Origin of the sequence: Helicobacter sp. (assembly GCF_022770205.1) — a bacterium.
GTDB lineage: Bacteria > Campylobacterota > Campylobacteria > Campylobacterales > Helicobacteraceae > Helicobacter_D.
The window spans coordinates 1-14,351 of the sequence record NZ_JALEIK010000016.1; the positions used below are offsets into that span (position 1 = coordinate 1).

At 38.7% G+C, this 14,351-nt stretch carries 9 protein-coding genes; 6 read left to right on the forward strand and 3 right to left on the reverse strand.

The genetic code is table 11. The features are described from left to right. On the forward strand, positions 1-3,318 hold a 3,318-nt coding region (locus tag MRZ19_RS02610; protein WP_291030038.1), incomplete at its 5' end, for an autotransporter domain-containing protein. Between the two features lie 336 nt (positions 3,319-3,654). Here MRZ19_RS02610 and uvrA read toward each other — a convergent pair. After that, on the reverse strand, positions 3,655-6,495 hold the full coding sequence (gene uvrA / locus MRZ19_RS02615) for an excinuclease ABC subunit UvrA (RefSeq protein ID WP_291030040.1): 2,841 nt from the start codon (positions 6,493-6,495) through the stop codon (positions 3,655-3,657). A gap of 104 nt (positions 6,496-6,599) precedes the next feature. Between uvrA and MRZ19_RS02620 the strand changes: the two genes are divergently transcribed. Next, positions 6,600-7,712, forward strand: a complete 1,113-nt coding sequence (locus MRZ19_RS02620; RefSeq protein WP_291030042.1) for an alanine--glyoxylate aminotransferase family protein — start codon at positions 6,600-6,602, stop codon at positions 7,710-7,712. Positions 7,713-7,717: 5 nt separating this feature from the next. Next, complete coding sequence (locus tag MRZ19_RS02625) at positions 7,718-8,770, forward strand: NAD-dependent epimerase (RefSeq protein ID WP_291030044.1); 1,053 nt, start codon at positions 7,718-7,720, stop codon at positions 8,768-8,770. Positions 8,771-8,891: 121 nt separating this feature from the next. Here MRZ19_RS02625 and MRZ19_RS02630 read toward each other — a convergent pair whose 3' ends face one another. Both MRZ19_RS02630 and MRZ19_RS02635 read right to left on the reverse strand, forming a co-directional pair. Beyond that, positions 8,892-9,191 (reverse strand): YciI family protein, encoded by a 300-nt coding sequence (locus MRZ19_RS02630; protein ID WP_291030046.1) that lies wholly within the window; start codon positions 9,189-9,191, stop codon positions 8,892-8,894. A gap of 20 nt (positions 9,192-9,211) precedes the next feature. After that, positions 9,212-9,592 carry a histidine triad nucleotide-binding protein gene (locus tag MRZ19_RS02635; RefSeq protein ID WP_291030048.1) on the reverse strand — a complete coding sequence of 127 codons (381 nt, stop codon included), beginning with the start codon at positions 9,590-9,592 and terminating at the stop codon, positions 9,212-9,214. A gap of 110 nt (positions 9,593-9,702) precedes the next feature. On the opposite strand from MRZ19_RS02635, the gene pheS reads away from it, so the two are divergent. From pheS to aroA, 3 genes are read left to right on the forward strand one after another with little or no spacing between them, the layout of a single operon-like run. After that, positions 9,703-10,698, forward strand: coding sequence for a phenylalanine--tRNA ligase subunit alpha (pheS, locus tag MRZ19_RS02640; RefSeq protein ID WP_291030050.1), 996 nt, complete (start codon positions 9,703-9,705; stop codon positions 10,696-10,698). Continuing rightward, positions 10,695-13,055: a phenylalanine--tRNA ligase subunit beta gene (gene pheT / locus MRZ19_RS02645; protein ID WP_291030052.1), complete on the forward strand. Its 2,361-nt coding sequence runs from the start codon at positions 10,695-10,697 to the stop codon at positions 13,053-13,055. Before pheS ends, pheT begins: the two co-directional genes overlap by 4 nt. Continuing rightward, entirely contained in the window at positions 13,046-14,350 is a 1,305-nt protein-coding gene (gene aroA / locus MRZ19_RS02650; RefSeq protein ID WP_291030054.1) for a 3-phosphoshikimate 1-carboxyvinyltransferase, read from the forward strand. Before pheT ends, aroA begins: the two co-directional genes overlap by 10 nt. Position 14,351 lies beyond the last annotated feature (1 nt).

Here is a 14,351-nt window from a genome sequence, read left to right on the forward strand (position 1 = left end):
GGTGAAGAATCTACTCCTACTCTTACTACTTTCTTTGACAACCAAAAAGGAGGTTTAATCTCTGGCGGAACAATCACATTAAATAATTTAAATAAATTTACCAATGCAGGCACAATGCATAAAACCAATATCACATTAAATGAAAATCAAAGTGTGGAATCTTTCATTAACTCTGGAACATTCTCTGGTGCAACAATCGCAGCAAACGGTTTAAATGCAAAAATCAAAGATTTCACAAACTCTGGCTTAATCAATGCAGGAACCATTACAGATAGAATCACTACCTTTAAAAACTCTGGCACAATTAGTGGCTCTTCCATCTCTTTTAATGGCTCTACATTTAACAATGAAAAAACAGGTTTAATTGCTAGTGGAACACTCACAATAAGCAATGCTGATGTTACCAATGCAGGTGTGATTAAAGATACTAAATTCACAGGCACAAACATTAAAACTTTCACAAACGAAGGCACAATTCAAGCTCAACAAAATAATAATAATAAAGGAAGCTTGATTGTTACTGCGACAGATTTTACAAACAAAGGATTGATTGATATCCATAGCGGAGGAGGAGCTACTCTTTCAATCACAGCAGATACCTTCAAAAATGAAAATGGCACGATTAAAGTGACTAATAGCGATGACAAGGGATTAACAATCATTGCGAAAAAAGGATTTGACAACGTTGCTGGAATCATTGCAACAAGTGGAAATGGCTCTTCAATTGGCTCTATCACTCTACAAAACGCAGACGATCCAATAAAAGCGGATTTTACAGCTAGCAACTCTGGAACAATCCAAGTGAAGCAAATCCTAGTGAATAATACCATTGCATCTTTCACAAACTCTGGCTTAATCTCAGGTGGAGCAATTTCAGGTGGATCTCTTGGCGCAAATAATATGATAACTGCGGGCATTAAAACTTTCACAAATGAAGCAGATGGTGCAATCAAAAGCGTAACAATTGGCAAGGGTTTAACCATCTCTAGCTTTAGTAACGTAGGAAGCATTACAAGCTCTACACTCTCACTTGGCGACACTGCAAGGAATCCTTCTGCGACATTCTCAAACTCTGGCTTAATCAATAAAGGAACCATTGAAGTTAGTGGCGTGCTAACAACTTTTACAAACTCTGGAACAATCCGAGGCACTGAAATTAGTGGCGGAGGAAACATTCAAGAGTTAACAAACTCTGGCTCTATGGACTTTAAAGCAAGCAACATCCAAGTTGGAAAACTTAGCAACACTGCTGGTATCTTTACACTATCTGGCACTGGCACTTTAAATATCCAAGATGCTTTTGACAATGCAGAAGGTGCGCAACTAACAACTAATAGCGCTAATGGTGGTAAAGAAACCATTGATTTAGGTAATGCTCGATTAGCAAAAGCAGTTGTGTCTAAAACAACCTTTAACAACGAAGGAATTATTGCAGGCAATACTAAGCTTGAAATCACAACAAAGAATGGTTGGGCAAAAACCTTTACAAACTCTGGCTTGATTGAAAAAGTAACATTAACAAGTGGAAGCTCTACAAATGGTATTGTAACCTTCACAAACTCTGGAACAATTGATAATGCGACAATTACTACGAATTTTGTGAATTTCAATAACACAGAAAAAGGCTCCATTGAATTAGGTGAGAATTCAGTAATCAATCTTTTAGGTGCAGTGGATAAAACAGCAAGCTTTAACAATGCAGGAACAATTGCACTCAACGGATCTGCTATCAAAGTTTCTGAAGGCACAAAAGCAACCATTATCAACACAGGAACGATTGACTTAGGAATCAAGGCTGGCACTGGTGCGCATTTTGATGTAACAGATGCAAAAACACAAGATGCAATCGTGGTTAAAGAATGGCATTTGTCTAATCTTACAAGTGCAGATGTTTATAACAATAAATCAACTTCAGATGGCACGGATAAAATCATTGTCAAAGGATTTAATAATGGAGTAAATCAAAGTCTAAGATTTGAAAACGCTTCCATTGTGATTGATCCTACTAAGAATCCTAATATGGCAATAGGCGAAGCCTTTAGACTTGATCAAATCGTTGTTGATGAGAGTGGTGCTGCTGTGCAAGAGCTTAAAGGTGATGTTTATGATAAGGTTGCTGCTGCGCAAAAAGCAGGCACAACAGATCCAAGACTTGTAACCATTAATAGCGTAACTTCTACTGATCCTGTTTTTGTCGTTACTGGAGTGGATGCTTATAGCGGTAAGGAAAATAAAAAAGTAGGCGAGGAAGAAGGTGAAGGCAAAGTTGTTGCAGGAGATGGAATCATTGATAGCTTCCAAATCGGTGTGAATGCTGCTAATGGTGCTGGTGCGGTTGCAACACAAGGTGCAGTGAGCGCAAATATCACAAGAAGTGCATTTGTAGGTAGCGTTGTGGGCAATGCTGTGAATACTGCTTTAGCAACACTAGGCGGTGCTAGAGTGAGCTATAATGATGAGGATGTAGATTTTAGCAAGTTAGAAAAATATGCACAAGTTGGCTCTGATGTTACAGATAGAACTTACGCAAAAGATTCTACAATCTTTATAATGCCATATTACAGAAGCTCAAGCGTAGATTTACCAACAAATCAAAGCTTAGATGGCGACACTTATGGTTTAATCGGTGGAGTCCAAAAAGGTTTAGGCAATGCGGGCATTCTTGGCTTCTTCTTAGGCTATGAAAGGACAAGTGCTAGTGCTACAAATTTAGATCAAGACGATAACACATTCTTTGCTGGGGTGAACTACTACAAAACATTGGGTGGAACATCTACTTATGATTACTATGCAAAAGGAATGTTAAGATTCTCTAGCACATCAAGCGACATTACGCAAAAAATGATAAATGGCGACACAAAAAGAAGCCCGGACTCTACAAGCTATGGTGTAGAAGCAGGTGTTGGCGTGAATTTCTATCAAGATATCCACACTATCACTCCTGAAGTTGGCTTAAGCTTTGATAGAGTGAGCGTTGATGGTCTAAATAGCGCAGGCGTCCAATCTTTTGATAACGATATTAATCTCATTGTTGGTAAAGTAGGGCTAAATTGGTTAGCACAATTTACAGATACAGTTAGCACTAACTTTGGGGTAGGTATCAGATACAATTTCAAAGATTCCTTTGATGCAAGGGTAAAAATTAATGAAACAACATACAACACAAAAAGTGAGCTAGATAGTTTCTACTATTACTTAAATGCAGGTGTTAATTTCGCTCTTACACCAAATTGGGAATTATCATTCCTATACAATGGTGATTTCTCAAGCAACACAGCATCACATAGTGGATTTGTAAAATTAGGTTATTGGTGGTAAGAATCTTAGAGCTTAGGCTCTAGGATGCTTACTAAATGTATTGATTCATTATTTTCTCTATTATCTCCAATATCCCCAAGTTAGATTCTAACTTGGGGATTTTATTTTCTCCATTTTTCTTAATGCTAGACTAAAATTTGCTAAACACATTGTATCGCATTTGCTTGCTTTTGACTCCACTTAAGGCGGAGCGTTTTCTTTTAGATTCCATTTGTGAAAATTGATTCGTTTGCTTTTTATTTCACTTCACTTTCACTTATTGCTTAAAATTATTTGTAACACACGCCAAGTCTGTTGTGTTAAATTAGTAAAATGCGCTGGGGCTTCTCACTCCACTTAGTGTGATGGTGTTGTTTGGATTTTTAATTCTTTTGCTAGGAATTTTCCTGTGTGGCTACCTGTTTTTTTATGCCTTTTAGCAACTCTCTCTGGTGTGCCGCTATCTACCACTAAACCGCCTTTGCTCCCACCTTCTGGTCCAATATCTATGATAAAATCAGCATTTTTTATCATATCTAAATTGTGTTCAATCACAATCACGCTATTGCCTAAATCCGTCAAATGGTGCAACACACGCACAAGCCTATCCACATCGGCAAAATGTAAGCCTGTGGTTGGTTCATCTAAGATGTAAAGCGTTTTGCCTGTGTCTTTGCGACTAAGTTCTTTTGCAAGCTTAATTCTCTGGGCTTCTCCGCCACTTAGTGTAATGGCGTTTTGTCCTAGTGTGATATAACCTAAACCTACATCTTGAAGGGTTTTTAGTTTTTGGTAGATTTTTGGAATCTTAGCAAAAAACTCACAAGCTTCATCAACGCTTAAAGCAAGCACTTCAGCGATATTTTTGCCTTTATAAACAATTTCTAGGGTTTGTGCGTTATAGCGCGTGCCATTACACGCATCGCATTTGACTAAAATATCAGGCAGAAAGTGCATTTCTATCTTTATCTCCCCTTCACCCATACACTTTTCACAACGCCCACCCTTAACATTAAAGCTAAAGCGACTGATTCCATAATTTCTAATTTGCGCTTCCTTAGTTTGCGCAAAGATGTTTCTAATCTCATCCATTGCGCCTGTGTAAGTTGCTGGGTTTGAGCGCGGAGTGCGTCCTATTGGGCTTTGATCAAGGTAAATCACTTTATCTAGCTTTTCTAAGCCTAGAATTTCTACTCCATCTATTTTTTTAACCTTTTTGCTATGATTAAGTAGCTCTTGTGCGACTGGAAGTAGGGTTTGTAAAATTAAAGAGCTTTTGCCACTGCCACTTACACCTGTGATACAGACAAAATTTTTTAAAGGAATCTTCACACTTAGATTGTGGATATTGTTAATATTCACATTGCAAATTTCAATCCATTCTTCTTGCTTCCTTCGCACAAAATATTCAATCTTTTTTTCTCCATTTAAATATTGCGCGGTTTGTGTTTTACTCTTTAAAAGCTGTGTGAGATTCCCACTAAAAACAACTTCTCCGCCAAACTTTCCTGCTCCTGGTCCAATATCTACAATGAAATCGGCGTGTTCAATGGTTTCTTTATCGTGTTCTACAACGATGACGGAATTTCCTTTTTGTTGCAAGCTTCTTAGGGTTTTAATGAGCTTCAAGGTGTCTCTCTCGTGAAGTCCAATGCTAGGCTCATCTAACACATACATTACTCCTGTAAGTCCGCTACCAATTTGACTTGCGATTCTAATGCGCTGAGACTCCCCACCGCTAATGCTTCTTGCATCGCGCCCTAAGCTTAAATACCCTAAGCCCACATCATAAAGGAAGTATAAACGCTCGCAAATCTCTTTTAAAATCGGCTCTGCTATCATTTTTTCTTGTGTGTTTAAATGCGTGAAGTTTTTGGAGTTTGCAAAGAATCTATAGCATTCTTCAATGGGTAAATCTAGCAAATTTCCGATGTTTTTATTGCAGACTTTAACAGCTAGGCTTTGTGGAAGTAAGCGGTGTCCATTGCAGGATTCGCAAGTCTTCTCACTCATATAATCGCTTAAATCTTTATTATCCTTAAACATATCATAAGCAATGGCAATTACGCCTGCAAAAGGGCGTTTAAGCATTGTTCCCTTCCATTTAAATGCTAAGGCATCATTGCTGCCATAGAGAATAAGTTTTTTTGTGTGCTCTTCTAAGTCTTCAAATGTTGCTTTAGGGTTAATTGCATTTGCAAGGCAAAAGGAGCGGAATAGCTCGTTGTAGTAGCTTTTATTAAAGCCATAAAAGATTTTGATTCCACCTTCTGCTAAAGGAAGGTTTTTATCGAGCACTTTTTTTGTGTCAATGGTGTAGCGGATTCCTAAGCCATCGCATTTTGGGCAAGCACCTTTGGGGGAGTTAAACGAAAAGCTAAGGGGTTCTAGGGGAGTGAAAGAAACCTTGCAATCAAAGCAGGCTAAATGCTCGCTAAAATGGATAAGCTTAGACTTTTCTTCGCTTAGAATTTCAATTTCTACTTCTCCATAGGATTCCTTTAAGGCTTTTTCAATGGCTTCTGCGATTCTTTCTTTATTATCAGTTTTGACTACAATGCGATCAATCACAACTTTAATCGTGTGTTTTTTTGTTTTGGCAAGTTTGATTTCTTCGTCTAAGCGCACTAAAACACCATTGATTTGTGCCCGCACATAGCCTTTTTGACGCAAGGATTCTAATTTGTCTTGGAAACTTCCCTTTTTGTCGCGGATTATTGGAGATAGGATTAGAATTTTAGAATCCTCTTTGATTTTTAGCACTTCTGCAATAATATCGCTTGCGTGCATTTGGGAAATAGGCTTGCCACATAAATGGCAGTGTTGCACACCAATGCGTGCAAAGAGTAGGCGGAAGTAGTCATAAATCTCTGTGATTGTGCCAACGGTGGAGCGGGGATTTTTGCTTGTTGTTTTTTGATCAATAGCAATGGCAGGCGTTAAACCTTCAATTTTATCCACATCAGGTTTGCCAATCTTGTCTAAAAACTGCCTAGCATAGCTTGAAAGTGATTCTATGTAGCGGCGTTGCCCTTCTGCATAGAGTGTATCAAAGGCTAGCGTGCTTTTGCCGCTTCCACTAAGCCCCGTTAGCACAACAAGTTTATTTTTAGGAATGCTTAGGCTGATATTTTTAAGATTATTTTCTTTGGCATTTGTGATGATGATGTGGTTTAGCGGAGAGTCCGGAGAATTCAAAGTTAGCCTTTAAAGTAAAATAAACTGGCAATTATAACAAACTTAATAAGAAGTTAGTTAAACTTGCGATATAATTAGTAAAAATTTATTTTAAGGAAGTTTTTATGTTGCTTTTTACTCCGGGTCCAACACCTGTTCCAGAATTTGTCCGTGTAGCGATGAGTGAGCCTACCATTCACCACCGCACGCCTGAGTTTGAAGAGATTTTTGCTAAAACGCGTATATTATTAAAAGATGTGATTGGTTTGCCTGAAGTGCTAATGCTTGCAAGCTCTGGTAGTGGAGCAATGGAAGCTTGTGTAACTTCTTTGTGTGCAAAAAAACTCTTAAGCGTTAATAGCGGAAAGTTTGGGGAGAGATTTGGCAAGATTGCTAAGGCTTATGGGATTCCTAATGTTGAAATTAAGAATCCTTGGGATATTCCTGCAAGTTTAGAGCAAGTGATGGATGCGCTCAAAGCAAATCCGGATATTGATGCGTTTTGCATTCAAGTGTGTGAGAGTGCTGGGGGCTTAAGGCATTCTTATGAAGTGCTTGCAAGGGCGGTTAAAGAGCATAATCCTGAGATTATGGTCATCGTTGATGGGATTACTGCATTAGGGGTAGAAGAGCTAGATGTCAGTTGTGTAGATGCACTTATTGGTGGTTCGCAAAAGGCTTTTATGCTCCCTCCGGGACTTAGTCTTATTGGACTTAGTCAAAAAGCAGTGGAAAAAATCCAAGAGCGCGATGTGGGATTTTATTTTAATCTCAAAACAGAATTAAAAAATCAGGATAAAAACACAACAGCTTGGACTGCGCCAACAACTCTTATTATTGGGCTTTATGCGTTTTTAGAAAGAGCAAAAGAGATGGGCTATGCTACCATTTACCATCAAGTTAGGGCGCGCTCTATGGCGTGTGATGCTGCAATGGAGGGGATAGAGCTTAAGATTTATCCAACAATGCCAGCTTTAAGTATGACTTGTGTGCACCATACACAAAGCGATGCGCTTAGAAAAGTGCTAAAAGAGAATTATGGCGTTAATATTGCTGGTGGGCAGGATGATTTAAAGGGTAAGATTTTTAGGATTAATCATATGGGAATGATTCCTGTTAGTGAGATTTCGTGGGTTGTCAATGCGGTGGAATTAAGTCTGGATGTGCTTGGGATTCGTAAGTTTAATGGGCTTGCTAATCAAATTTTTGTAGAACAATATTTTAAAGTCTTAAAGTAATAGGAATGAAAATTTTAGTCACAGGAGTGGCGGGGTTTATTGGGGCGTTTCTTGCTAAGAAGTTGCTAGAGCGCGGAGATGAAGTTGTAGGGCTTGATTGCATTAATGCTTATTATGATGTTCGCCTTAAATATGGGCGTTTAGAAAATGCAGGGATTGCGCAAAATGCGATTGCCTATAATGCGTTGGCGCAGAGTGTAAAATATCCTAATTATCATTTTATTAAGTTAAACTTAGAAGATAAAGAGAATCTTTTTGAACTTTTTGAAAATGAGAAATTTGATAAAGTGTGTAATCTCGCTGCACAAGCGGGTGTGCGGTATTCTTTAGTGAATCCTTATGCGTATGTGGAAAGTAATATTGTGGGATTTGTGAATATCCTAGAAGCGTGCAGACACCATAATATCAAGCATTTAGCCTATGCGTCAAGCTCTTCTGTGTATGGATTAAATGAAAATATGCCCTTTAGTACAAGCGATAATGTGGATCATCCTATTAGTTTATATGCTGCTAGTAAAAAGAGTAATGAGTTGATGGCGCACACTTATTCTTATCTTTTTGGATTGCCCACAACAGGATTGCGCTTTTTTACGGCTTATGGTCCTTGGGGGCGTCCGGATATGGCGTTATTTTTATTCACAAAAGCGATTTTGGAAGGCAAGCCCATTGCTGTGTTTAATCACGGAGAAATGCTAAGGGATTTTACTTATATTGATGATATTATAGAAGGTGTTGTGCGTGTGATTGATAATCCTGCAGAGCCAAATGTGCATTGGAGCGGAAAGACTCCAACTCCCAATAGCTCTAAGGCTCCTTATAAAATCTATAACATTGGCAATAATAATCCCGTGCGACTAATGGATTTTATTGAAGCAATTGAAAAAGAGCTAGGCATAAAAGCGCGAAAAAATATGCTTCCACTTCAGCCTGGAGATGTGCTAGCAACTTATGCGGATGTTGATGATTTTGTGCATACACTAGGATATAAACCAAAGACTAGCATACAAGAAGGGATTAGAAATTTTGTGGCGTGGTATAGGGAGTTTTTTCAAGTTTAGGATTCCACTTCTAGGGTATTTTGCAAAGACTTCAGAATGAAGGCGAGTAACTAAAATTTCAAAAGGGGAAATGCAAGCATTTAAATTTTAAAAGCAATAAGGAGAGTTGGAATCTAAAATGCTAAATCTCTAAAAAGCTTTCTAAAAGTGTGTGGTGCAACACAGGTGTGAACTCTAAAATTTGGTAAGTTGCAGCATTGTTTTGTGCATAAGGGTCGTGCTTGAAGAATTCTTCTGCACATTCTTTAGAGTCAAATTTTCCAATGACGATTCCACCTGTTTTTGGGTTTTGTGGTCCGCTAGCTAGTAGATATCCGCTTTCATAGCCCTTGCTTAAAAATGCGCGATGCTGCGATAGGATTTCTTCAATAGCATTGAGCGGTTTTGTATAAGCGATTAAAATTACAAATAAATTTTTCATTCTCTGCCTTTGTTTAGGAATCACATTCCCTTTTTCGCTTCTTCTAGGCGTTCTTTTTCAGAAACATTTTGCGCTAAATTATCCCAGCGCAATTTTGCACCGCCTAGGATGTGGAAGTGTAAATAAGGAATCTCTTGTCCGCCGTCAATTCCTACATTGCTAACAATGCGATAACCACTTTTATCAAGCCCTAAGACTCTAGCAACTTCTTGGATAAAACTTGTTAATCCTGCCATTTCTTGTGGGTTTAGCTCTTGAAAATCTTTTGCAAATTTTTTGGGGATTGCTAAAACATGGATGGGAGCTTTTGGTGCAATGTCGTGGAATGCTAAAAAATCATCGTTTTCTAACACTTTATTGCAGGGGAGTTCGCCTTTAAGAATTTTCTCAAATACACTCATTGTTTTGCCTTTTTTATGGATTAGAATTTTCTGTAATTTTACCGAAATATTAAGCAAAGTAAAAATATTTTTTAATACAATCTCATTATTATTTTGTGAGCAGGAAAACAATGGAAGCTATATTTTCTAAGATTAATAATGCGCAAACCACAGCAGAGCTAGAAGAAATCCGCATTGCAGTAATGGGGAAGAAGGGTAGTTTAACGGCGAAATTTGCGGAGCTTAAAACTTGCGATGCAGAAACTAAAAAGGCACTTGCAAAAGAGTTAAATGCCTTAAAAATGCGTTTTGAAAAAGCTTTAGCAGAGAGAAAAGAAATCTTAAGCTTAAAAGAATTAGAAGCAAAATTAAGTGCTGAAAAAATAGATGTCTCACTTTTTAGCTCTAGCAGTTTAAAGGGCGCAAATCACCCTGTAATGCTGATGTTAGATAGAATCGTAGAATATTTTGTGGGAATGAATTTTGCTCTTGAAATGGGTCCTTTGGTAGAGGATGATTTTCATAATTTTGAAGCTTTAAATCTGCCAAAATACCATCCCGCAAGGGATATGCAAGATACCTTTTATTTGAAAGATGGGAAGCTTTTGCGCACTCACACTTCGCCTGTGCAGATTCGCACAATGGAATCCCAAATTCCACCTATCCGTATGATTTGCCCGGGGAATGTGTTTAGATGTGATTATGACTTAACGCATACGCCGATGTTTCATCAAGTAGAAGGGCTTGTGGTGGAGAAGGGTAAGGATTCTGTGAGTTTTGCGCATTTGAAATTTATTTTAGAGGACTTTTTGCAATATATGTTTGGTGCAGTTAAAGTGCGATTCCGCTCTAGCTTTTTTCCTTTTACAGAGCCTAGTGCAGAAGTGGATATGAGTTGTATTTTTTGCAAAGGGGAGGGTTGTCGTGTGTGCTCGCACACAGGGTGGCTAGAAGTGCTTGGATGTGGTGTTGTGGATGCGAATGTTTTTAAGGCGGTGGGTTATGAAGATGTTAGTGGCTATGCCTTTGGGCTAGGCGTGGAGCGTTTTGCGATGCTTGCGTATAATGTGCCGGATTTAAGGGCATTTTTTGAGAGTGATTTAAGAATTTTGGAGCAATTTAAATGATTTTTACGCGCAATAGTTTAAGCCAAATTTTGTCATTAGAGAATATCACTGATGCAATGCTATGTAGCACTTTAAACAAGATTGGATTAGAGGTGGAATCTTTTTGTGTGAGGGTTGCGCCAAAGCGAGTTGTTGTGGGGAAGATTTTGGAATGTCAAAAGCATCCGGATGCAACAAAGCTCAATGTTGCGCAAGTGGCAATTGGTGGCAAAGAGGGGGCGTATGCAATGCGTCAAATTGTGTGCGGTGCGCAAAATGCAAGAGAGGGTATTTATGTAGCAGTTGCGCTTGAAGGGGCAGAACTTCCTGATATTACTATTAAAAAGGCGATGCTTAGAGGGGTGGAGAGTTGTGGAATGCTCTGCTCCACAACAGAGCTTGGATTCCCAAAGGTAAATGATGGAATCGTAGAATTAGATTCTAGTATTGGAGAGTTGGTTATTGGTAAGGAACTTAGCGAATACCCTGTGTTTAATGATGCAGTCTATGAGATTTCCATTACGCCAAATCGTGGGGATTGTATGAGTTTAATGGGAGTTGCTAGGGATTTAAGTGTGGCATTTGAACTTGAGCTAAAACCGCTTAATCCGTCAAAGGTTTCTGAAAATGCTCCGGGGATTGGGCGTGTGTTACAAATTGTAGCAAATGATAAGCACGATGCGTCTTTACTCTTTCAAGCAATGGAGACTAAGCCTAGTGTGTTGCCTTTGTGTGTGAATTTGTTTTTAGCGTATAATGGAATCTTAGAAAATGCTTGGTTAAAAGATGCAATCAATTTTAGCACGCTTTTTAGCGGAGTCATTTTAAATGCTTATCCGCAGAGTTTTTGTCAGCTTGATGGACAAAAAGTTATTTTGACACTCAAAAAAGATGCGCAGGGGTTTGAGAGCATTTACCACGAAAATGAAAAGTTATCTACTATTGGTGTGGATCTTTGCACTTATGCAAGCAAAGAATCTTTTGTGAAGGAAAAAGAATTTATTGTGCTTGAGGCAAGTTATATTCCTCCGGAAATTATTGCGCAAAAAGCAATGGAGACAAAGGTAAAAGTGGATGTTAAGGTATTCCAGCGCACATCTAGGGGGAGCTCTCCGGATTTAGCAGCGGGGCTTTCTGTGCTATCAAGTTTGCTTTTAGGAGAAGAGGGAGTTTTATACACAGATGCACAAGAGCTTATTGAGGTGCAACCAAAAAATCCCATTACTATTGATTTGGAGTTAATGGCGCATATTATTGGTGTGCGTTTGGAAAAATTAAAAGTGGTAAATATTTTAAAGGGGCTTGGCTTTGGAGTGGAGATTTCAAGTGATGAAAATTTTATCATTGCAAAACCTCCCTTGTTTCGTCACGATATTGTGGGGCTACAAGATGTGGCTGAGGAGGTTATTCGTTTTTATGGAATTGATAATGTGCCTAGTGTGCCGCTTGTGTTTGCGCAAAATTTTCAAAGCAATACTGCTTCAAGGGAATATTATTTTAGGAGAAAAATCGCACAAAAAGCTATTGGTGCAGGATTTAATGAGGCGTTACATTTTGTGTTTGAGGATAGGGAGAAGCTTCAGGGTTATGGATTTGCAGTGTTAGATGATGCGCTAGATTTGCTAAATCCTATTACACAGGATTTAAACACTTTGCGTAGCACGCTTTTGCTTGGGCTTTTGAGGGCAGTTGAACGCAATTGTAAGAATGGTTTTAATGCAGTGAGTCTTTTTGAAATGGGTGCCGTGTATGATAAGAAGCGCAAAGAGGGGATGCGTTTAGCATTTGTCCAAAGTGGATTGCTTTGTGAGGAGCGTTTTCCTAATGCAAAGGGCGTGAAGGGAAGCTATTTTGGGTTTTGCGATAGAATTGCGTGCGTGATTGGAGGATTTAGTTTAGAGCCATTGGAATCCAAAATTAAGCTATTCCATAGTGGGCAATGTGCAAAGATGATCCAAAATGGCAAGGAAATAGGGCTAATTGCAACATTGCATCCGCAAGTTGCTAGTGAGTTTGGTTTAGAGGAAACTTATCTTTGTGAGTTAAATATGGAATCACTAAGGGAAGAGATTCCGCAAGTGCAGATGTATTCAAAGTTTCAAAAAACACAGAGAGATTTAAGTGTGGTTTTGGATAAAAGCATTCCTTATTATAAAGTTAGAAGTTGTATTGAAGGCTTAAAAGTGCCTAGTGTAGTGGGGTTTTATCCGTTAGATCTTTATCAAGATTCCACATTGCAGGATAGGATTAGCTTAACAATTCGCTTCACCTTGCAGTCTAGTGTTAAAACTTTAGAGGAAAAAGATATTAATGCGGCAATGGAAATTGTGCTAGAGGGGCTTAAAAAAGCTTTTGGGGCGGAATTACGATGCAGTTAGAAGTCAGCAAAACACAAGGATTTAAACTTGATACAGATAAAATCGCATCGGATAAATCCCTATCGCATCGTTGTGCGATGTTTGCATTTCTTAGTGATAAGCCTAGTTTTGTAAGAAATTATTTAGAGGGTGAGGATACGCTAGACACGCTAGAGATTGCTAAAAAATTAGGCTTAAAGGTTGAAAAACACGGTGGGGGATTGTTGCTAACACCGCCAAAACATATTCAAGAGCCTAATACGATTCTATATTGTGGTAATGCAGGGACAGCAATGCGTTTGTATCTTGGACTTTTAAGTGCGCAGAGTGGAATCTTTATTTTAAGTGGGGATGTGTATCTTAATAAACGCCCTATGAAGCGAGTTGTTGAACCTTTAAGAAGCATTGGCGCGGAGATATTAGGCAGGAGTGAAGGGGAGTTTGCGCCTTTGGTGATCAAGGGGAATCCTAAGTTGGAATCCTTTTTTTACACGAGTAAGATTCCAAGTGCACAAGTGAAGTCTGCAATGCTTTTGAGTGCGCTTTTTGCTAAGGGAGAGAGTGTTTATAGAGAGCCTGAGTTAAGCCGTGATCATAGTGAGAAAATGTTAAGGGGAATGGGGGCGGAGATAGAATCTAAAGTAGAAGCAAATGGTGCAGTGGAGATTAGAATACAGCCCTTAAGAAATAGATTAAATCCATTAAATTTAGAGATTCCAGCCGATCCTTCTAGCGCATTTTTCTTTGCAGTAGCAGTTGCAATTACACCAAATGCTAGTGGAATTTTGCGCAATGTGTTGTTAAATAAAACGCGCATTGAAGCCTTTAGGGTGCTTGAAAAAATGGGCGTTGGGATAGTTTATAAAGAGGTTTCAAAAACTTATGAAAGCATAGGAGAGATTATCATTAATGCACCAAAAACTCTGCAAGCTGTGGAATTAAACGAGAAGATTGCGTGGCTTATTGATGAGATTCCAGCACTTGCTATTGCAATGGCTTGTGCAAAGGGAGAGAGTGTGGTAAGAAATGCAAAAGAATTGCGTGTAAAAGAGACGGATAGAATTAAAGCTGTGGTAGAGAATCTTAGGCTTTGTGGAATTCAAGCGCAAGAATTGGATGATGGATTCTGTGTTGTAGGTGGGGAGCTTAAGAGGGCTTGTGTGGAGAGCTTTGGTGATCATAGGATTGCGATGAGTTTTGCAATTGCGGGATTAAGGAGTGGAATGGAGATTAAGAATGCGGAGTGCATTAATGTTTCTTTTCCAAATTTTTTAGAGATTTTAGATACAATGACAAGAATTTGTCAAAAAGGGTAAG